This is a genomic window from Paenalkalicoccus suaedae (assembly GCF_006965545.2).
Lineage (GTDB): Bacteria > Bacillota > Bacilli > Bacillales > Salisediminibacteriaceae > Paenalkalicoccus > Paenalkalicoccus suaedae.
Genome location: NZ_CP041372.2, coordinates 491,465 through 510,833, shown reverse-complemented (window position 1 = coordinate 510,833; position 19,369 = coordinate 491,465). Strand labels below are relative to the sequence as shown.

At 44.5% G+C, this 19,369-nt stretch carries 20 protein-coding genes and 1 pseudogene; 8 read left to right on the top strand and 13 right to left on the bottom strand.

The window, feature by feature from the left end:
- Positions 1 to 17: 17 nt before the first annotated feature.
- Together FLK61_RS03075 and FLK61_RS03070 are read right to left on the bottom strand one after the other, a co-directional pair.
- Positions 18 to 872, bottom strand: a complete 855-nt coding sequence (locus FLK61_RS03075; RefSeq protein ID WP_176008067.1) for a carbohydrate ABC transporter permease — start codon at positions 870 to 872, stop codon at positions 18 to 20.
- Complete coding sequence (locus FLK61_RS03070; protein ID WP_176008066.1) at positions 872 to 1,789, bottom strand: carbohydrate ABC transporter permease; 918 nt, start codon at positions 1,787 to 1,789, stop codon at positions 872 to 874. The genes FLK61_RS03075 and FLK61_RS03070 overlap by 1 nt, the downstream gene beginning before the upstream one ends.
- Before the next feature lie 486 nt (positions 1,790 to 2,275).
- Here FLK61_RS03070 and FLK61_RS03065 point away from each other — a divergent pair, with 486 nt between their 5' ends.
- From FLK61_RS03065 to araA, 4 genes and pseudogenes are all read left to right on the top strand, one after another.
- Positions 2,276 to 3,634: an ABC transporter substrate-binding protein gene (locus tag FLK61_RS03065; protein ID WP_176008065.1), complete on the top strand. Its 1,359-nt coding sequence runs from the start codon at positions 2,276 to 2,278 to the stop codon at positions 3,632 to 3,634.
- Between the two features lie 80 nt (positions 3,635 to 3,714).
- A pseudogene (locus FLK61_RS03060) lies at positions 3,715 to 4,428 on the top strand (L-ribulose-5-phosphate 4-epimerase).
- Positions 4,425 to 6,110: a ribulokinase gene (locus FLK61_RS03055; RefSeq protein WP_176008064.1), complete on the top strand. Its 1,686-nt coding sequence runs from the start codon at positions 4,425 to 4,427 to the stop codon at positions 6,108 to 6,110. The pseudogene FLK61_RS03060 and the gene FLK61_RS03055 overlap by 4 nt, the downstream one beginning before the upstream one ends.
- Positions 6,111 to 7,574: an L-arabinose isomerase gene (gene araA / locus FLK61_RS03050; protein WP_176008063.1), complete on the top strand. Its 1,464-nt coding sequence runs from the start codon at positions 6,111 to 6,113 to the stop codon at positions 7,572 to 7,574. It begins immediately after the preceding gene.
- 261 nt (positions 7,575 to 7,835) lie between these two features.
- Here the strand turns inward: araA and FLK61_RS03045 are convergent, their stop codons facing one another.
- The 3 genes from FLK61_RS03045 to FLK61_RS03035 form a co-directional block, all read right to left on the bottom strand.
- A complete protein-coding gene (locus FLK61_RS03045; protein WP_176008062.1) occupies positions 7,836 to 8,183 on the bottom strand; it encodes a nuclear transport factor 2 family protein in 348 nt (115 codons plus the stop codon).
- A gap of 24 nt (positions 8,184 to 8,207) precedes the next feature.
- Positions 8,208 to 8,516, bottom strand: coding sequence for a hypothetical protein (locus FLK61_RS03040; protein ID WP_176008061.1), 309 nt, complete (start codon positions 8,514 to 8,516; stop codon positions 8,208 to 8,210).
- Between the two features lie 83 nt (positions 8,517 to 8,599).
- A complete protein-coding gene (locus tag FLK61_RS03035; protein ID WP_176008060.1) occupies positions 8,600 to 9,298 on the bottom strand; it encodes a class D sortase in 699 nt (232 codons plus the stop codon).
- A 283-nt stretch (positions 9,299 to 9,581) separates the two neighbouring features.
- On the opposite strand from FLK61_RS03035, the gene FLK61_RS03030 reads away from it, so the two are divergent.
- The gene (locus FLK61_RS03030) at positions 9,582 to 10,184 is read left to right on the top strand and encodes a CHRD domain-containing protein (RefSeq protein WP_176008059.1); all 603 of its coding nucleotides are present in this window, start codon (positions 9,582 to 9,584) and stop codon (positions 10,182 to 10,184) included.
- Positions 10,185 to 10,321: 137 nt separating this feature from the next.
- Here the strand turns inward: FLK61_RS03030 and FLK61_RS03025 are convergent, their stop codons facing one another.
- From FLK61_RS03025 to FLK61_RS03015, 3 genes are all read right to left on the bottom strand, one after another.
- The gene (locus tag FLK61_RS03025) at positions 10,322 to 10,804 is read right to left on the bottom strand and encodes a DUF4188 domain-containing protein (protein ID WP_176008058.1); all 483 of its coding nucleotides are present in this window, start codon (positions 10,802 to 10,804) and stop codon (positions 10,322 to 10,324) included.
- Positions 10,805 to 10,810: 6 nt separating this feature from the next.
- Positions 10,811 to 11,344, bottom strand: a complete 534-nt coding sequence (locus FLK61_RS03020) for a PadR family transcriptional regulator (protein ID WP_176008057.1) — start codon at positions 11,342 to 11,344, stop codon at positions 10,811 to 10,813.
- A 396-nt stretch (positions 11,345 to 11,740) separates the two neighbouring features.
- The gene (locus FLK61_RS03015; protein WP_249777666.1) at positions 11,741 to 12,571 is read right to left on the bottom strand and encodes a stalk domain-containing protein; all 831 of its coding nucleotides are present in this window, start codon (positions 12,569 to 12,571) and stop codon (positions 11,741 to 11,743) included.
- A gap of 328 nt (positions 12,572 to 12,899) precedes the next feature.
- Between FLK61_RS03015 and FLK61_RS03010 the strand changes: the two genes are divergently transcribed.
- The 3 genes from FLK61_RS03010 (at position 12,900) to FLK61_RS03000 (ending at position 15,995) form a co-directional block, all read left to right on the top strand.
- Positions 12,900 to 14,327, top strand: a complete 1,428-nt coding sequence (locus FLK61_RS03010) for a sodium/glutamate symporter (protein WP_176008056.1) — start codon at positions 12,900 to 12,902, stop codon at positions 14,325 to 14,327.
- Between the two features lie 275 nt (positions 14,328 to 14,602).
- Positions 14,603 to 15,079 carry a helix-turn-helix domain-containing protein gene (locus tag FLK61_RS03005; RefSeq protein WP_176008055.1) on the top strand — a complete coding sequence of 159 codons (477 nt, stop codon included), beginning with the start codon at positions 14,603 to 14,605 and terminating at the stop codon, positions 15,077 to 15,079.
- 49 nt (positions 15,080 to 15,128) lie between these two features.
- Positions 15,129 to 15,995, top strand: a complete 867-nt coding sequence (locus FLK61_RS03000) for an IS3 family transposase (protein WP_176008054.1) — start codon at positions 15,129 to 15,131, stop codon at positions 15,993 to 15,995.
- Positions 15,996 to 16,357: 362 nt separating this feature from the next.
- Here FLK61_RS03000 and FLK61_RS02995 read toward each other — a convergent pair whose 3' ends face one another.
- The 5 genes from FLK61_RS02995 to FLK61_RS02975 all read right to left on the bottom strand — a co-directional run bounded on the left by FLK61_RS02995 (position 16,358) and on the right by FLK61_RS02975 (position 19,303).
- Positions 16,358 to 16,876 carry a phosphatase PAP2 family protein gene (locus FLK61_RS02995; protein ID WP_176008053.1) on the bottom strand — a complete coding sequence of 173 codons (519 nt, stop codon included), beginning with the start codon at positions 16,874 to 16,876 and terminating at the stop codon, positions 16,358 to 16,360.
- A gap of 36 nt (positions 16,877 to 16,912) precedes the next feature.
- Positions 16,913 to 17,050, bottom strand: a complete 138-nt coding sequence (locus FLK61_RS02990; RefSeq protein WP_176008052.1) for a hypothetical protein — start codon at positions 17,048 to 17,050, stop codon at positions 16,913 to 16,915.
- 57 nt (positions 17,051 to 17,107) lie between these two features.
- Positions 17,108 to 17,413 (bottom strand): hypothetical protein, encoded by a 306-nt coding sequence (locus FLK61_RS02985; protein WP_176008051.1) that lies wholly within the window; start codon positions 17,411 to 17,413, stop codon positions 17,108 to 17,110.
- Between the two features lie 97 nt (positions 17,414 to 17,510).
- The gene (locus tag FLK61_RS02980) at positions 17,511 to 17,861 is read right to left on the bottom strand and encodes a PH domain-containing protein (protein ID WP_176008050.1); all 351 of its coding nucleotides are present in this window, start codon (positions 17,859 to 17,861) and stop codon (positions 17,511 to 17,513) included.
- 176 nt (positions 17,862 to 18,037) lie between these two features.
- Positions 18,038 to 19,303, bottom strand: coding sequence for an AAA family ATPase (locus tag FLK61_RS02975; RefSeq protein WP_176008049.1), 1,266 nt, complete (start codon positions 19,301 to 19,303; stop codon positions 18,038 to 18,040).
- Positions 19,304 to 19,369 lie beyond the last annotated feature (66 nt).

Genomic DNA, 19,369 nt, shown 5'->3' with positions numbered 1-19,369 from the left:
TCCTTTCTAAAAATGAATTATCCTTTTACTCCACCTGACGTTAGACCAGCAATGAAGAAGCGCTGGAAAAAGAGGAAGAGCACGATAATCGGGATGATCGCCATCACCGATCCAGAGAATAGTACTTCGTAGTTATTACCGTATGGCGTTAATAGTGTCGCAAGTCCGACAGGCAACGTAAACATGTCGTTCGAGCGAAGCACGATAAGTGGCCATAAGAAGTTGTTCCAACTAGATAGTCCTTGTAAAATCGCCATTGCCGCAAAGGATGGCAGCATAAGTGGTGCCATGATACGAGCAAAAATCCCAAACTCTGTACAACCATCAACGCGCCCAGACTCCATGAGCTCCTTTGGAAGTCCAAGACAATATTGTCTAAAGAAGAAAACAGCGATTGGCGCTACAATTAGCGGTAGCATCACGCCAAAATAGGAATCTACTAAACGCAAGTTCACCATCATGGTGTAAAGCGGTAGCATTAAAATTTCAAACGGAATCATGAGAATAAGTAGTACCAGGATAAAGATAAAACGCTTCCCTTTAAATTCGTAAACAGCCAGCGCATAGCCTACCATAGACGAAAAGATAAGAGAGAGAACAATTAAGATCGCAGAGATCAATAAGCTATTTCCATACCAACGCCAGTAAGCTCCAGCCTCTCCACCAAACAACGATTGGAAGTTCTCTACTGTAAAGCCACTAAAGAATAGCTCCGGTGTCAAACCAAATCGCATTAAATCCGTGGAAGGGCTAAAGGATGCGACGATAAGCGAGATGATCGGGAACAGAGCGACAAGTGCAATAAAAGCAAACAGAAGAATGAGTAAGACGCGAATGCCATTTTCTTTTGTAGATCGAGATAATTCTTTCATTATGCATCCTCCTTCTTAAATGCTCCGGTGAGATATAACTGGACTAAACTTACGACAAAAATAATTCCTAGAAGAACAATTCCGATTGCGGCTCCAAAGCCCATATCGTTTCGCTGAATACCTTCTGAGTAAATGTAACCAACGATCGTTAGTCCGATATTACCTGGAGATGTTGTCTCAAAGAACACGAAGCTTTCCTCAAACATACGGAAGCCGTTGATCGTCGTGATCGTGGATAAAAAGATAAAAATCGGCTTAATGGCCGGGAATGTGACGTGACGAAACTTTTGCCAAGCATTAGCCCCATCAATATCAGCCGCTTCATAAAGGTCCTTACTTACATTTTGTAAAGCTGCTAGATAGTAAAGAACGTTAACACCCATCCAGCGCCAGCAGGCAAGAGCAACCATTAAAAACATTGCCGTTCCAGCACTGTAGCGCCACTCCACTGGTTCAAAACCAAATAGCCCAATCACTTGGTTCGCAAACGCTGCGTCTGATTCCCCAAAGATCATTCGGAAAATAGTACCCGCAACAATTACGGATGTTAAAGCAGGAATGAAAATCGATGCCCGAAAGAAGTTTGTAAACATCATAAGACGATGATTTAAAAAGATGGCAAAGATCATTGGAATGATCGTTAGAATGACGACCGTCCACACCACGTAAATCGTCGTATTTTGAACGGCTGTGTAAAAGACCGGATTAAACACCCTCTCAAAGTTAGAAAACCCAACGTACGATGTTTGTCCTGGTAGCACGCGCTGAAAACTCATGTTAATTGCGCTTAAAAACGGATAAAGCGATAAAAGTAAAAACGAAATGATAAATGGTGAGACGAAAATATACGGTGCTAGTTTTTTAGAATAAAGGATGTTGGATCGTTTTTTCTTTCCTGCAGTTGCAGTGTTCGCCATAGAAGTACCTCCTCTGTTTTGCATTACCTCACACATGAACGCTTTTCACTTTAGTCATTCTTTAAACTAAGATGCCATTTTAAATCCTTTTAATTAGACTTATCTGACAATAGACGTCTTATCAATTTATATATTCTATAACTAAAGCGGTTACATATACTTATAACATGTACGTATGTATAATTCAAAATTATATTTTATTATTCTGATATTCGCAAGGTATTCTTAAAAATCCTTGCAATCGCATGTTTTTCGCACTTATATGAGGCTTTTATTCACACCATTAAATAATATGCTCTTTTTCATCCGAATAATTTTTTCTTGTAAAAACCATTTGACTTGTACGCATAACTAAAATAGACTAAGAGTTATCAAATAATTTATTCAATGAATTATGTTCGTTGGATAACTGCTTGAGGACTTATCGTTTTTACGCTTACTCATTTTTGTAAGCGTTGACACAACGATTAATGAGGAGGAAGTGCAATGAAAAAACGAGTATGGTTATCCTCCGTATTCGCATCAGCTGCGTTACTGGCTGCGTGTGGTGGCGGAGACAACGATGGGACAAATGATGCCGGGGCAGCCGATGGTGGCGACGCAGAAGAAGTTGTCGTTGTTGGGGACGATATTGAGGATGCAACGGAGCTTAGCTTCTGGACATTCGCGGATACACACGTATCCTTCTTCGAAAATGCTGCAGAACGTTGGAACGAAGAGAACCCTGATACACCGATCCAGCTAACAGCAGAGGTCTATCCATTTGATCAAATGCACAACAACTTACTATTAGCATTACAGTCAGGCTCTGAGGCTCCTGATCTTGTCGATATTGAAATCGCACGCTTCCCTAACTTTTTGATGGGTGATATCCAGCTTGAGCCTCTAAACGATCTAATTGAGGATGAAATGGATCAATTCATCACAGAACGACTCGATATCTACTCACAAGACGGCAACATTTACGGAGCTCCAACACACTTAGGTGCAACCGTTGTTTATTACAACATGGAGATTATGGATGAAGCAGGCGTGGATATTGATGCTATTGAAACGTGGGATGACTACGTGGAAGCAGGTAAGCAGGTTGTTGAAGCAACTGGTGTGCCAATGACGACTATCTCCACGAACTGGTATGGTATTTGGCCATTTGTCGCTCAGCGTGGCTCTGACTTCTTTAATGACGAAGGCGAACTTACGCTAGCAAACGAAACAAACGTGGAAACACTTGGTTTTATTAACGACATGGTCAACGAGCACGAAATTGCGCGTATTACACCTGGTGAGCAAAACCACTCAGAAGAATACTATGGTTTTATGAACAGCGGTGGTGCAGGTTCTGCCATCATGCCTCTCTTCTTCATGGCAAACTTCTTAGCGGAAATGCCTGACCTTGCAGGCAAAATGGAAATTAGACCACTACCAGTATTCGACGAGTCAGATGCACGTACAGTTGGTATGGGTGGAACAGGTACGGCTGTCACGAGCCAGTCAGAAAACGTAGATCTTGCAAAAGACTTCTTATACTTTGCAAAAATGTCCGAAGAAGGCAACATCAATCTCTGGACAGAACTAGGCTTTGACCCACCTCGTTGGGATGTGTGGGATACAGAGGAAATCCTTGCAGACAGCCCATTCTACGAGTACTTTAACGATGATATTTTCGAGTTGTTACTCGATATCCGCGATGAAGTACAAGGTGTAAATATCACAACAAACACGCCGGACGTATTAAATGAAATTGATACAAACGTGATGTTTAACGTTATCCGTGAGCAGTCACAAACGCCACAGGAAGCACTAGAGCAAGCAGAAGAAAGTGTACGTCCACGAATGGATCAGTAATAGTAACTCCCCCCTTGTTTCAGCCGGCACACAGCCGGCTGAAATCGTTATTTCTATCAGCATAAAAAGGAGGCCTACCGATGCTACAAGAGCTAAAAGAACAGGTACTCAAAGCGAATCAAGCGTTAGAAGAATATAATCTTGTTACCTTTACATGGGGTAATGCGAGCGGATTTGATCACGACTCGAACTTGATGGTCATTAAGCCAAGTGGTGTAAGCTACAAGGCGTTAACTGCGGAACAAATGGTCGTAGTGGATATGGACGGAAACGTAGTGGAAGGAGACCTTTCTCCATCATCCGATACCCCTACTCACCTGTATTTATACAAACACTTTAATGGAATCGGCGGGATTGTACATACCCACTCTTCCTGGGCAACTAGCTGGTCATAGGCAGGGCTTGATTTACCTGCTTTCGGCACAACTCACGCCGATTACTTTAACGGTCCCGTACCCTGTACGGAACCAATGACAAAGGAAGAAATTGAAGGTGCTTACGAGAGAGATACAGGTAAAGTAATCGTCGACATGTTTGACGATCGTAGCATCTCTCCTAATGAAGTACCGGCAGCTCTCGTTCACGGACATGCACCGTTTACGTGGGGTAGCTCTCCAGAAGAAGCCATTTACCACGCGGTTGTGCTAGAAGAAACGGCGAAAATGGCGGCACGAACACGAGCGCTTAATCCTGATTCCAAGGAAATATCTCCATATTTACTTCACAAACATTTTTCACGAAAGCATGGGGCTAACGCCTACTACGGGCAACAGAAGAAGGAGGAATCACGATGAAGCAGTTCGCGATTGGCGTTGATTATGGCACGGAGTCTGGGCGCGCGGTGCTTGTCTCCCTCGCGGATGGGAAGGAGATTGCGGAGCATGTGACGCCTTACTCCCACGGCGTGATGGACCGGGAGCTTCCGAATGGAACGCGACTTGGGCACGAGTGGGCGCTACAGCATCCAGAGGATTATATCGAGGTGCTATCGCGATCTGTGCCAGCTGTGCTTGAGGCTTCTGGCGCAAATGCGGAAGACATTGCTGGGATCGGCATTGATTTTACGGCATGTACGATGCTACCAGTCGATGAAAAGGATGTGCCGCTTTGTTTTAAAGAGGAGCACGCAGACAATCCACATAGCTGGATTAAGCTATGGAAGCATCACGCTGCGCAAGGTCATGCGGATGAGTTGAATGCGAAGGCAGCTGAGCAGGGTGAGGATTTTATTCAGCGTTACGGTGGCAAGCTCTCATCCGAGTGGATGCTTGCAAAGGCATATCAAATTGCAGATGAAGCTCCTGAGATCTATGACGAAGCAGATCGTTTTGTCGAGGCGACAGACTGGGTGATTTCACAGCTGACCGGCGAGTTTACACGCAATAGCTGTACGGCGGGCTATAAGGCTGCATGGCATAAAGAGGACGGCTTCCCGTCAGAGCAGTTTTTTGTAAGTGTGCACCCTAAGCTCGAGAATCTTGTGCGCGATAAATTGAAAGGTGCAATCGCCTCTCCTGGATCCAAGGCTGGCGAGCTAACTCGCGATATGGCCACGAAGACGGGACTTCCAGAAGGGTTACCTGTCGCTGTCGGGAACGTAGATGCGCACGCCTCCGTTCCTGCGTTAGGTGTGGTTGACGAAGGCAAAATGGTGATGGCGATGGGGACATCAATCTGTCACATGCTACTCGGCAAAAAGGAAGTATACTCCGATGGAATTTGCGGCGTTGTAGAAGACGGAATTATCCCTGGATACTATGGCTACGAAGCGGGTCAATCAGCTGTTGGCGATATTTTTGCCTGGTTCGTCGAGACGTGCGTCCCTGTAAGCTATACGGAGGAAGCCGCGCGCGAGGGCGTGAGCATTCATCAACTTTTAACAGAAAAGGCGAGTAAGCTCACTCCAGGAGAAAGTGGTCTTGTTGCACTTGATTGGTGGAATGGCAACCGCTCCACACTTGTGGACACTCAGCTATCCGGGCTGTTTATCGGCATGACGCTACAAACGAAGCCGGAAGAATTGTACCGTGCCCTTTTAGAGGCGACGGCATTCGGCACTCGTCAAATTGTCGATACGTTTGAAGGCGATGGCGTGCCAGTTGACGTGCTATACGCATGCGGTGGGCTCCCTCAAAAGAATCCACTTCTCATGCAAATCTACGCGGATGTAAATGAGCGCGAGATTTACGTCGCTGATTCGTATCAGACACCGGCGGTTGGAGCGGCGATGTTTGCGGCTGTTGCTGCTGGTGAAGAGAATGGTGGTTTTGCGACAATCACCGATGCTGCCGCAAAAATGGCGCGAGTCAAACCAACACCTTATCGACCTATTGAAGAAAATGTAGTGAAATATAAACAGTTGTTTAACGCCTACAAGGAGCTACACGATTACTTCGGTAAGAGCAGTAGCCTCATGAAGGATCTCCTTAAAGGACGTTCGCACGATAAACTTACAGAAGCACAGGCGGTGGAATAAATGACGACACAAACTAACGAATTTTGGATGATTACAGGTAGCCAGCACTTATACGGACCAGAGACACTTGATCTTGTTGCCTCACAGTCAGAGGAAATTGTCGCGACATTAGACGAGACTCTCCCCTACCCTGTTCGTGCGCACGCAGTTGTGACGACGGAGCAAGAAATTACAGAAGCCATTCGTCAGGCTAATGCTGCGGAAAATTGCGCTGGTATTATCGTGTGGATGCACACATTTTCTCCCGCTAAGCGCTGGGTACAGGGGCTTTTAGAGCTCCGCAAGCCGATGCTCCATCTACACACGCAGCATCACGAAGAGATCCCTTGGCAAACGATTGATATGGACTTTATGAATCTTAATCAATCTGCGCACGGCGACCGTGAGTTTGGGTTTATCGTGACGCGACTTGGTATAAATCGCCGCGTCATTGCAGGTCACTGGAAGCATACTGATACGCAGCAGGAGATCAAGCAGTGGATGAATACGATGGCGGCGGTGAAAGAAGGTCGTACGCTCCGCATTGCACGAATCGGCGATAATATGCGTGGCGTAGCCGTAACAGAGGGTGATAAAGTCCAAGCGCAGCGTGACTTAGGGTGGACAGTCGACGGATATGGCATTGGCGATATTACAGACTACTACGCGAAGTTCTCCGACGCCGATATTGATGCGCGCGTAAAGGAGTATAGCGAGATCTATCATATTAGTGAGACAAATCGTGACAACGCAGGCTTTATGGAGGCCGTGCGCGGTCAAGCTAAAATCGAGCTCGCGATGGAGGCCTTTTTGACCGAAAATAATTACCACGCCTTCACCACAACATTTGAGGATCTGCATGGCATGGACCAGCTGCCTGGTCTTGCTGTACAACGACTGATGGAGAAGGGCTATGGCTTTGCTGGCGAAGGTGATTGGAAGACAGCTGCACTCACGCGTATGATGAAGACGCTGACGAACAACGATCGCACGAGCTTTATGGAGGATTACACGTACCACTTTGGCGCTGACGGCACGAAGGTATTGGGCTCTCATATGCTCGAGGTATGTCCAACGATCGCAACGGATAAGCCAGAGATTGCGGTGCATCCATTAGGTATCGGTGGCAAAAATGATCCGGCACGTTTGATTTTTGATGGCGTGCAAGGTGACGCCATTAATGTAAGTTTAATTGATATGGGCGATCGCTTCCGCTTACTAGTGAATGAGGTAACGGCTGTGGCACTTCCAGAAGCAACGCCTCGTCTCCCTGTTGCGAAGGTGCTATGGGAACCAAAGCCAGACTTTAAGACATCGGCCGAAGCATGGATTTACGCTGGCGGTGCTCATCACACGGTGCTGTCGTTTACATGTACGAAGCATGAGATAGCTGACCTTGCGGATGCGTTAGACATTGAGCTTGTCGTGATCGATGAGCATACGGATATCTTTGCGTTTAGGCAGATGTTGAAAGGGATGAAGTAGGGTTATTTAATGTAGTAGGTTTTCGGTGGATCTACTGGATTTAGGACGGGCTGTGCTCGAATGAGAGAGCGTGGTGCTAAATTCAGAGAGGCTTGTGCAAAAATTAGCTCAAGCTGTGAAAAAAACAGGAAGAAGAAAGGACTCTCGCACGATTCGCGAGAGTCCTTTTTTGCTGCGCTAGTTGAGTGGTAGCGCGGGTAGGGTATCAAATCATGGTTGGATCGCAAATTAGTATGTAAGTCTCCATAAGGTTTTTTTATTTCACAACACAATAGAACCTTGATGGTACAGCATTCGCCACGTCTCCCCTTCTAGACGCCATATCGTCGTTCGACGCACATTCTTTTGCGAGACGTTGTCCGCAGAATGGTAAAACGTCTGCACGAGATTTTGTGCCAAAAAGCGCGCATCGAACTCCGTAATGGTCACATCAATAGTACTGACGCCAGTCTCTAAACAGTCGGCTTTATTAAAAATGGCCCCACTCTTGCCAATTTCAACGAAATCATCCGACAAAATGTCGCTCAATAGGTTCGTGTCATGACGAACGTCATCTCTAATATGCGTATGCTCTAGCGCCAAAAACGTCTGCAGCTCTTTTTCTTCCATTTTAATACCTCCTTATGATCATGATTATTTATTATCATAAGGATTTTTCTGGGAAATAGCCATCTTTAATTGCTCGATTTCCTGTTGCATCTGTAGCATTTGCTGATCTTGATGGTTTTTCATAGGTGCGAATTGAGCGTTTTTGAGCTCATCAATCTGTTGTTGGATAGCTTGCATCTGTACAGCCTGTTCTTGGTCTGATGCTACCGATTCGTCAAGCGCTAACACAGCTGCGTAGGTGCTAATCGCGTCTCCAATAGTAGCGATAAACGCTCCGATTATGGCTAGTTTTAGTGAGGCGTTTTCGTTTGATGAGTTGCAATTGTTGTTCATACTAAACCCAACTCTTTTCATCCTAATTTATAGCAAGATATGCGCGCTTCTTTAAAAGGAGTGGGTATATTCACGATACAACTCTACATCTCTACTTTCCCAATGAAATTCGCTTCGATTATATATCGATCAGGTGCAGGTCCTATAAAGCTAAATGGATAACATGTCGTAAGCGTCAGCGTTGGTTCATCCTTGTGCACAATAACGCTACGGTCGTCAGCATCCGTAATCCACGTTTTATTGATCTGATACTCGTATTGAACGCCTTCAAATTGCACATACATTGTGTCCGTTTCTTCCAAGTCACCTAGCTCACGAAAGACTGTATCACGATGACCTGACAAAACCGTATGGCTTAGTCCGTCAGGAGGCGTAGTAAAATCCCCAATATGGTAGCCAACTCCTTGAGTTAACGTTTCATCATCTGTACCCCAATAGATAGGATACTTAAGGTCTAGTGCAGGAATCAGTAGCCACCCCACGTCGTCTCCTCGTGCATACTCTGAATAATCGCGAGACTCTTTAGGTGAAAGCTCATTTTTAGGTGCACCGCTAGTCAACAGAAGCTCCTCTTGTGTCATATTTATAGATGTATCATTTAGAGCCTGTTCTTCGAAAGAGTGTGTATCAATCTGTTCCATATGCGATTCTTCTTGAACTACGATATCGTGTTGACCAATCTTTTCACTTCCAGACGAAGATTCCTTTATCCATATATAACCGTTAAACCCTCCAAAAGTAAGACCACCGATCATTAAAATTGTAGCGATTACATTTCTCATTTTTGCCACTCCCCTGCAAGTGCATCTCCTTTACTTATTACCTATTTAAACCAATTCTACACCTCGAACTCCGAAATTAACAGAATAATTCACTCTCATTCTTTTAATGAGTCATTATTTTTTTACGTGTAATTATAGGCTCATTCGCCAAATAAAAGTGGTATTTGTATCGATAAATTTGAAATAGATTACAATAATTTAAATGTAAGCGTTTAAATATTTTGTAGAAGGGGATAGTTAATCAACCACTTAACTAGTGGAAATTATTCCAAGGAGAGATCATATGAAAAAATCATTAATCGTTTCAACGGCATCAATCTTTGCTTTTACTGGATTTATGGGAGCTGTTTCTGCGGCTCATGAGGGTCAATCATTTATGGCGGAAATGACACCGGATCAAGAGGTTCACGACGTTGATAGTGACGCTAGCGGGCACATCCACATTCAAGTCAGCGAAGACGGCGAATCATTAGATTTCGAAGTTGAAGCTTATGACTTGACTGGAACAATGGCGGGGCACTTACATAGCGGAGCAGCTGGCGAAAACGGCCCTGTAGAGCTATTTTTATTTGAGAATGATGAGCCTATGGACTACGACGGAGAAGTAGCTTCCGGAACATTATCAGCTGATGACCTTGTAGGGGAGTTAAGCTGGGAAGAATTTTCTATGGCACTTGTAGCAGGTGATATCTATGCTAATCTTCATACTGACACGTATCCAGACGGCGAAATTCGTGGCCAACTAATGTCAGACGGCGATGAAGCTGAAGAAGGCGATGCGATGCCAAATACGGCTTCTAACGGTCTACTTTATACAATGCTTGGAATGGGAGCGGCACTTGGAGGCGTAGTGCTACTTGGTCGAAGAAAGCGCGTAGCTGAATAAGTATTTAAATAATAATAGTCTCTTTACTTATTAAACCGTAGTTTTATAAGTAAGGAGACTTTTTTATGCCAACCACTTGGCTATTTTCATAAATCTAATCTATTAAATTCGCTCACTTATTTTACATAGAATATAAATTAATCCTTAGTTATTACTGACTCATCACCCAACCGCTCCCTCGCACTCTCATGCGGCTTCGTGATTGCCTTGTGGCCAACGGCCTTTGCTAACCCAAACTCCGGCATGTTGCCGTAAATTGCCTCGTAGTTCTTCAGCTCATACGTCTCGTGAAAGATTCCTACAGCATTCGAAGCAGCGAGCTTTTGGTTAAATGTACGCCAAGCCGTCAAGTGCTTGCCATGACGGGCGTAGGCGATCAAGTCGTCTGATGACTTCCAGTATTGGAGCATCGTAATCGTGCGCCAGCCAATCATCATTTCCTGCGATAAAAAGCCGTGCTCTCGCTGCGTGTATAGCTCCTTGATCATCGGCGGCATCGCGCGAAACACCTTGCCCCATTGACGCACGGACAGTAGCTTATTTATCCGCATTCCAATCACAAACACCACAACATCCTGCTCCAACTCCGCCATGTATCTTCCTTGATGCACCTTTGCCATAGCCCGTCACCCTCTCAGTGTTTTGATCGAAGCCTCACACCATTCATACGACGCCCGTGCTAGCCGTTTGCCGTGATCAAGCGTCATCATCCAATACAGTTCGTCCTCTGACTCCTCGTCGCTCTCCCGAATCATCTCCTCAATCGCCTCATACGCCGCAAGCTTCTCCTCTAACAACTCTTGCTGATGCCGGAGTAGCGCTACTGACTTCTCAACCTCTTGATTTTTGCTGAAAAAAAGTTTGAGAAGCAACTCGTTTTTCTGTGTAGGCAAAGCATCTGGGAGTTCAGAGAGCCAGTTGGTAAGCTCCTCACGACCAACACTCGTAATCTCATATTCTTTCTTGTCAGCGTTCTCGTTTTTGATACGTACAGCGCCATCTTCCACTAACTGTTTTAGCGTCGGATAAATTTGTCCGTAGCTAATTTTCCAAAAATACGCTAAACTTTGATCAATAAACTGCTTCATGTCATAACCAGTCTTGCACGATGTCGTTAGTAAGCCTAACACCGCCACACGTGTCCGATTCGTCTTCGGCATTCAACCACCTACTTCGTTAAAAGTATATCTAAAAGATACTATCTAGTTGATATAAATATACTCCTGCTCGTCATAGAAGTAAAGTAATTTTTCACAATAAACTCAAATCACCTTGTGAATATTTGAGCATATAAGCATAGCGTGTCACTTTTCCTTCATTTCGTCACATTGCGCTTCATTTCTCCAAACTTGCATGTCACTTCCCACCAAATAATCAAATTGCCCAAATGCCGAATGTCAAAGACCCTACACGGCGGTAGCACATAGCATCCGATGTACGAACCTGTTGTTCATGCGTTCACGTTCTCTCAACATGTGTCCAACGCCCCTCCCCAAATCGCCACCAAACACAAAAAAAGGACCAGGCACGTGTGCCTGATCCTTTACCTATTAAACTTAGTAACTCACAAACATTTGTGTCCAGTAGTGACCGTAGTCGCCACCCTCTGCATGGCCAATACCAATGTGAGTGAATCGTTCACTTAAGATATTTGCACGATGTCCTGGTGAGTTCATCCAGCCTTCTACTACCTGTTCTGGTGTGCGCTGTCCTGCCGCTATATTTTCTCCCGCAGCACGGAAATCAAGGCCGTAGTGCTCCATCATTTGAAATGGGCTACCGTACGTTGGGCTATCATGTGAAAAGTAGCTATTGTCGCGCATGTCCTCGGACTTGATACGGGCTACATCAGCCACGTCAGACGCAGCTTGAAGTGCAGGCAATCCTTGTGCTGCTCGCTCCTGATTGGTTAAGCGAACAACCTCTTGCTCAAATGCCGAGCCAGTAACAGACTCCACTGGCGTCGCGCCTTCTGCCGTGATCTGAATCTCACCGCCTGGCTGCCAGTTTACATCGGCACCAGCCGCTTCAGATACAAAGCGAAGTGGGACAACTGTGCGTCCATCAACAATGGAAGGTGCTACATCTATCGTACGCGCTTCCCCATTGGCGGATGCTTCTGTGCTACCAATTTGCAAATTGATTGTCACGTCCTGATTGGATGCTACGATCGACTTGGACGCCGCATCCCAATTCACGCTCATGCCAAGCGCTTCAAAGATCGGACGGAATTCGACCATCGTGCGATCTGATTGTAAAAATGGATCAGATGTAAATGAGATCTGTTGCTCGTTCACAGCTACCGTTGGCGCATCATTCGCAGACACTGCCTGCGGAAGGACGAATAAAAGCATTGCCATCGATAGTGCGAGTAACCATTTTGACATGTTTATGCCACCTCCTGAATGATTTCGTCCTCATTATATAGGAGATTGATAGATTACAACGCTCATTTACGTAAAATGGCTACAAGGTACCACATAGTCTCCATTTCTTACTTTTTGAGATTATACAAGACTATTTAACTATTTCATGAGAAAAATGGTCGGCGAAGCGCTCTCATCTCGTTCAAAGTCCCAACATTTTCTTTTTCCCGCTTTCCGTTCCCACATATTTATAGAAAATTACGTGCGCATTTTTTTCGTAAATCGGGTATCGTGATATACGGACAGCTGTATCTACATACGATATCTATCTACGAAGGGAGCAACCTCTATGACAGCAAACGAAATAGGATTCAGTTTTATTATCATTGGACTATTTTTAATTATTGGAAAGTGGATTCGTGTCTTCTCTCCGTTTTTACAAAAACTTTTTTTACCCTCCTCTATCATCGCAGGTGTCATCGCGCTTTTAGTTGGACCAGAAGTGTTAGGCCGTATTATTGGGGCCGTTGTGTCTCCAGATCATGCTCTTGCTGACGGATTATTCCCCTCATTTATGTTCGATGTGTGGGCGACGTTGCCTGGGCTATTTATTAACGTCGTTTTCGCCTCTCTATTCTTAGGGACAAGCATTCCTAACCTTAAAAAGGTGTGGAACATTGGTGGACCGCAAATTGCCATGGGGCAAATGGTATCGTGGGGGCAATATGTAGTCGGTATGCTACTCGTGCTCCTTATTTTAGCGCCATTCTTCGGCACAAATCCACTTGCCGGTGCCCTGATTGAGATCAGTTTCGTCGGTGGTCACGGTACTGCCGCTGGTCTTGGCGATACGTTCGGTGACCTAGGCTTCGCGGAAGGGTATGACCTTGCACTCGGTCTTGCTACTGTCGGTATTCTAAGTGGGGTTATTATTGGTATTATCTTAATCAACATTGGTGTGCGCAGAGGAAATGCCAAGCACGTCGAGAACGCCGCAACATTTTCTGACCAAGGTCGTACGGGTATTGTGGAACTTGATAACCGTGACGCTAGTGCCGAGATGACAACTCGTCCTGAGTCGGTCGATCCATTCTCGCTTCACCTTGCGTACGTTGGGTTTGCAATTGGACTTGGCTGGGTGCTTCTTGAAGGCTTTGTTTGGCTCGAGGCTGTGACCTATGGTCCGGCAACAGACGTCTATCTGTTTGAATACGTGCCACTCTTCCCATTTGCGATGATCGGTGGTATTATCGTGCAGCTTCTATCGGATAAATATGACCGCTTCCGCGTTATTGATCGCAAAACGGTTAACCGCATTAGCGGTCTCTCACTAGATGTTCTTATTGTGAGTGCACTCGCGACGATTTCGATCGCTGTAATCGGTGATAATCTTGTGCCGTTCCTAGCGCTTGCTGCGATCGGTATTGGATGGAATGTCTTCGCATTCCTCTATCTCGCACCGAAGATGATTCCGTCGCACTGGTTTGAGCGTGGTCTCGGTGACTTCGGTCAAGCAACAGGTATCGCGGCAACTGGACTTCTATTGATGAAGGTAGCTGATCCAAATAACGAGACACCAGCTCTCGAAGGCTTTGGCTATAAACAGGTACTCTTTGAACCATTCGTCGGCGGCGGTCTCGTCACAGCAGCCGCCATGCCACTCATCTTCCAGTTCGGCCCGATCCCATTCTTAATCGGCTCGACGCTAATGACCCTGTTCTTCTTATTCTTCGGAATCTTTTATTTCGGTAGAAAAAAGGGTGAAGGTGTTGCGTAAGTTAGGAAGCTAATATGTAAGGAAGGCGCTAACCCGTGCTTGGGTTAGCGCCTTTTTTTGATGGGGCTACGGTTCATTTATTTTGTGTAAGGTTCATAAATTTTGTATACGGTACATTCTTTCTCCACACGGTACATAAATCCCGCATACCGTACATTCTTTCTCTATACGGTACATAAAACCCAAATTGCCAAAGAGCCACTCAAAAAAAAAGAGCCTCTTGGTACCGACCCCCGAAAGTTAGAGTAGATAATCTAACTTTCGGGGGTGTTTTTATGGCCAAATATAGTGAAGAATTTAAAATGAAACTTGTTAGCGAATATTTGAATGGAAATCTCGGGTATAAATTATTAGCTAAAAAGTATAATATGCCCTCTCGAACTCCACTACAAAATTGGGTAAGATCCTATAAAACGCAAGGGGTTGAAGGATTAAAACGAAGAAGAACGAATGAGGCGTACTCTGTTCAATTTAAAGTGGATACGATACAATTTATGCTTGAGACAGGTGCTTCTTTTCAGGAAACTGCTGAACAATTTAGATTGAATAATCCTGCTTTAATTTACAGTTGGATGAAAACATTTAATGAACAAGGATTAGGAGGCCTGAAACCAAGATCAAAGGAGCGACCTTCTATGTCTAAAAACAGTAATAAATCAAAGGGAAAAGAAGAGAAGAAGTTAACACGTGAAGACGAACTAGAACGCGAGAATGAACTGTTGCGGCTAGAAAATGCCTACCTAAAAAGTTGAGAGCTTTTCGAGAGAATCCGAATGCCTTCCACGAAAAGCACAAGCAACAGTGGCGTTCGAACTCAAAGAAGAAGGATACCGATTAAAAGATATTCTAGTTATTGTAGGTATTCCAGAATCAACCTACCACTATCATGTGAAAAACTTTGGGAAAGAAGATCCGGATAGAGAACTAAAAGAAGTCATTACTGAGCTGTTTAAGGCGTTTCATGAACGTTATGGTTATAAACGCATTACCAAGGAATTAAAGAAATCAGCCTGGTGTATTAATCACAAAAAAGTGTATCGACTTATGAGGGAATTAGGGTTAAAATGCGTAAAGTTTATGAGGAAGTCTCGTAGATACAATTCTTATAAGGGTAAGGTTGGAAAGGTAGCGAAGAATCGACTGTCCCGCCGATTTAGCACGCCTATTCCTTTTCAGAAATTAGTAACCGACATTACAGAATTCAAATGTCTAGGAGAAGAGAAATTGTACTTAAATCCACTCCTTGATCTTTACAATGGGGAAATTATCGCGTTTGGTATCAAGAAACGTCCAACATTAGATCTTGTCATGGAACCTTTAAAAGAAACAATAGAAGTACTAGGAGCTCAGGCAACCTATCGTACGACTATCCACTCCGATCAAGGCTGGCATTATCAGCACAACCAATGGGTGAGGACATTAAAAGAAAATAAAGTATTTCAAAGCATGTCACGTAAAGCAACCTGCGCAGACAATGCTTCAATAGAGAATTTCTTTGGTATATTAAAACAAGAAATGTATTATGGAGAAAAATTAGTGAGCTACGAAGAATTAAAAAGGCAGATTGAAGAATATATTTACTGGTACAACCATATACGATCAAAAGAAAAATTGGCTGGTTTTAGTCCAGTCGAATACCGAACACAAACCAGCCAATTAGCTGCATAATAAAAACTCTAACTTTTAGGGGTAGCCACCCTTCTACAAAAAGAAGGCCCTTCCCTTTCGAATTTTTTAAATCAAACGCAGAGCTGGCAGACCCGAAGGACATTCGGAGACAATCCATAGGGGAAAGAGGTCTTTGAGATCCCGCAGGAGGCGCTAAGGGTAAGGCGGCAGCCGCACCCTGCCGACGAGGAAGCTCAAAGACCGGCCCTATGGATGTCGTAGAATGTCTGGAGGGCTGACAGCTCGAAGAGCTGATTTAAACTAGTTAGTACTTGGTCATTTTAGTCCAAAGGACTGTTCTTAAAACTAGTTAGCCCTTAAGCAACAAGCCCTAAGAACTCCTCTATAAAACCCGAACCACCCTATGCCATCTTCACCCGATTTTCTGCAAAACGCTTGGTCCAAAGCATCGCCGCAAAAAACACTACAGCCGCCAGGACCGCCACGATCGCGTCAGACACGAAATGGTAGTCGAAGTACACGCGACTTGTCGCAACGGACGCGACAACGAACAAAAGTGCCGCTCCTGCTACGAGTCTCATCGCTCCTGTTTTAAGCACGAACCTAAACAGCACATATCCAACGACCAGCGCTAAAATCGTCGCACGCATCGTATGTCCACTCGGAAAGCTGTAGGATTCCATTTCAAACGAGAAACCAAACGCCTCGATCATCCGCTCCTCGCCTGGGCGCTCACGTCCGACGATCAGCTTCAACATAAAATTCGTTGCCACACCACCGTAAATCGTGATGTTCAGCCAAATAACTTCACGTACTCGCTTCATCAAAACGAGTACGCCTGATAATACAACAGAGACGATCACTGTGAGCTCCACGCTCCCGAACGTCGCTGCTGCCTGCAAAAATTCCGTCATGCTCATGTCCTGTTTCCCCTCTAAGAACCTTCTCTATTTCTATTACGCAAAAGCTTGTACGCCAAACACGAAGTGTAGCAGTAAAAAGAATACGATCATCATAACCATCCCGATACCAAGTCCTCGTAGTGCTTCGGAGAACCCGTCGTCAAACGGTTTATCGTCTTTTTTCTGGCTCATCGCTCATCCCTCTTTTCTCACCAAAGTCGGATATAAAACGAATTTGATAAGAGTGAGTTAGAGCGCGCTCTCCGCGAGGTAGGACATGCGAATTGCCTTTTTGTACGCTTCATTCCACTCAGCAGTGAGGTGCTCGCGGAGTTTGTGAGCGTCATCCACGACTTCCCCTCTTACCTGCTCCTCTAGTGGCGAAAATAATTTGGCATCGTCCGATCTCGAGGTGGTCGTACCCTCTTGATCGTCATCAATAAGCCATGCGCTGATGCTATCGTCCGACGAGGAGATGGCAGTGGCCGTTTGTGCGTTCAACGGGTCTACGAGTAGTGTGCTCATAATCATGATAAACGCAATAAATCGTAGCATCCTCCTGCCACCTCCCTCTTGATAAAGTAGCTTAATCATAGTGATGTTGTCACATTTTGTAAAGCCACTTTTTCATTATTCCATTATTTTACGCAAGTTATGCGCAGATCCGCTGCGACAGCTCCTTATAAAAGCCCATCACATCGCTCCCCTTCGTGAACTGTAGCTGATGATTCCCAGACTTTGTTGCAATTTCGATTGTGTTTGAAAAGGATAGGAACCCAGTCTTCTCTATCGCAATTTCCTCTATTTTAGAAAATGGAATTGTCACTACGACAGAGCGCGACTTCGACATAATCGAACGGTCTACAAATAAGACGCGATGCGACGTCAACGCCACAAAATCAACCATCAGCCCATACGTGCTGTGGAGCTCTTCTCCTTCAAATAGGAATTCCTGTACTTGGTCGTGGTGCTTTGATTTATTGTCCCCTTTGAAAAAATTCATTCATTTCGTCCTCCTTCTACTTTCTCTTAGCCTTGTTTGTCGTTAAGAGGTCGCGGTACGTTACATGATTAAACACCATTTCTGCATGTTCCCATGCGCGCTTTCAACCAACAAAAATAAGAGTTTCACAGTACGCATCAAACGCACCGCTACTCCTCTCATTCACCCTTACCCTCTTAATAAAACCCCACCGGATCATGGTTTGACTCGTTCCACTCATCACGCTTCTTTTTTCGATTATCATTTTGTAACTGACTACACAATTCATCAATATCAACCTTTTCTTCATAGTGCCATTGGAGTGCAGCTGACGTATACAGTTCATTTAATTGCGCAAATGAGAGCCCGTCTGTCTTTTCTACTAAAAGCTCCACTTGATCTTCGGTTAAGAAACGATCGAAACGTTTAACTTTTGCGTACTGACTTCGAAGCTCTTTGCCGGGAAGCTTCAGCTCATACGAGCGATCGAAGCGACCAGCACGGTTTACTAAGGCAGGATCAATTTTCTCCGGATAGTTTGTTGTACCAACTAAAAAGACCCCTTCTTTAGATGTTGATCCGTCTAGTGTATTAAGAAATACAGAACGTACGTCTAGTGGCATCGAGTCCAAGTCTTCAATAACAAGTACCATCGGCGTTAACTTCGCCACCTTCTGGAATACTTCCATTACGGTGTAGCTCGATGTGTGTTCTGTAATCTGCCAGTACACGACAGGAGCCTCTACACTTCCTGCTATTGATTTAACAAGCGTAGTCTTCCCGTTTCCAGGGTGCCCGTATAGTAAAATGCCTCTTTTATAAGGAATATCATACGTCTTAAAAAAGGAACCATCCTCTAGAAAGAATTGATCGATAGAACGATAAATTTCCTCTTTTAGTCCTGCTTCTAATAAAACATCTTCTCTTAATACAGCTGTTGTAATTTGTTCTCGTCGTTCCTCTACTCCATTTAATGTATCAATGAGCATAGACATGTGCGCCTTACTATATATACGATTTTGTTTGTATACATAATGAAGGAAGCGTTTGACGGCTGTTTGTGACGTGGAAAAAACGAAGCTTTGCTCATAGTTCATATGCTCACGAAAAATCGGAATTCTAACTAGAGCAACCTCAAAATCAGGATAGTAGTAAACCGAATTATCAATATTCAGGTTAGAGTTTACCCGCAGACGATCTTCCTCTATCTCCGTTGTAACCTTAAATGCTTCAACTGACTCAAAAACATATGTAACAAATTCTACGTTCGCGTTATGCTTAATATCATCTTGGAGCACTTTCCAAATATCCACAAGTTCCTCTTGGAGAGAAAATTGATAGAAAGTATGTCCAAATTCAGTAAACAAGTGTTCACTCACACCCTCAAGCGCAACCGCATGTTCTCTGTAATTTATCATATCTTTTATTCGCGTATTTGACTTATTGAAGAGAAACGAATCCATAGTAACCACTCCTTAAATGGGAAGTATAATTGGCTGGTACTCTCATAATAGCATGAATATGGGTTT

Excerpts from the sequence above, each read along its gene's own strand:
- FLK61_RS03025 (WP_176008058.1), bottom strand. The coding sequence starts at position 10,804 with ATGGCAAAGGTGCATCAAGGAAGATACATGGCGGAGTTGGAGCAGGAT.
- FLK61_RS03055 (WP_176008064.1), top strand. The coding sequence starts at position 4,425 with ATGAAGCAGTTCGCGATTGGCGTTGATTATGGCACGGAGTCTGGGCGC.
- FLK61_RS03020 (WP_176008057.1), bottom strand. The coding sequence starts at position 11,344 with ATGCCGAAGACGAATCGGACACGTGTGGCGGTGTTAGGCTTACTAACG.
- FLK61_RS02995 (WP_176008053.1), bottom strand. The coding sequence starts at position 16,876 with ATGAGCATGACGGAATTTTTGCAGGCAGCAGCGACGTTCGGGAGCGTG.
- FLK61_RS02975 (WP_176008049.1), bottom strand. The coding sequence starts at position 19,303 with ATGGATTCGTTTCTCTTCAATAAGTCAAATACGCGAATAAAAGATATG.
- FLK61_RS02985 (WP_176008051.1), bottom strand. The coding sequence starts at position 17,413 with ATGCTACGATTTATTGCGTTTATCATGATTATGAGCACACTACTCGTA.
- FLK61_RS03040 (WP_176008061.1), bottom strand. The coding sequence starts at position 8,516 with ATGAACAACAATTGCAACTCATCAAACGAAAACGCCTCACTAAAACTA.
- FLK61_RS03045 (WP_176008062.1), bottom strand. The coding sequence starts at position 8,183 with ATGGAAGAAAAAGAGCTGCAGACGTTTTTGGCGCTAGAGCATACGCAT.
- FLK61_RS03010 (WP_176008056.1), top strand. The coding sequence starts at position 12,900 with ATGACAGCAAACGAAATAGGATTCAGTTTTATTATCATTGGACTATTT.
- araA (WP_176008063.1), top strand. The coding sequence starts at position 6,111 with ATGACGACACAAACTAACGAATTTTGGATGATTACAGGTAGCCAGCAC.
- FLK61_RS03015 (WP_249777666.1), bottom strand. The coding sequence starts at position 12,571 with ATGTCAAAATGGTTACTCGCACTATCGATGGCAATGCTTTTATTCGTC.
- FLK61_RS03070 (WP_176008066.1), bottom strand. The coding sequence starts at position 1,789 with ATGGCGAACACTGCAACTGCAGGAAAGAAAAAACGATCCAACATCCTT.
- FLK61_RS02990 (WP_176008052.1), bottom strand. The coding sequence starts at position 17,050 with ATGAGCCAGAAAAAAGACGATAAACCGTTTGACGACGGGTTCTCCGAA.
- FLK61_RS03075 (WP_176008067.1), bottom strand. The coding sequence starts at position 872 with ATGAAAGAATTATCTCGATCTACAAAAGAAAATGGCATTCGCGTCTTA.
- FLK61_RS03035 (WP_176008060.1), bottom strand. The coding sequence starts at position 9,298 with ATGAGAAATGTAATCGCTACAATTTTAATGATCGGTGGTCTTACTTTT.
- FLK61_RS03065 (WP_176008065.1), top strand. The coding sequence starts at position 2,276 with ATGAAAAAACGAGTATGGTTATCCTCCGTATTCGCATCAGCTGCGTTA.
- FLK61_RS03005 (WP_176008055.1), top strand. The coding sequence starts at position 14,603 with ATGGCCAAATATAGTGAAGAATTTAAAATGAAACTTGTTAGCGAATAT.
- FLK61_RS03030 (WP_176008059.1), top strand. The coding sequence starts at position 9,582 with ATGAAAAAATCATTAATCGTTTCAACGGCATCAATCTTTGCTTTTACT.
- FLK61_RS02980 (WP_176008050.1), bottom strand. The coding sequence starts at position 17,861 with ATGAATTTTTTCAAAGGGGACAATAAATCAAAGCACCACGACCAAGTA.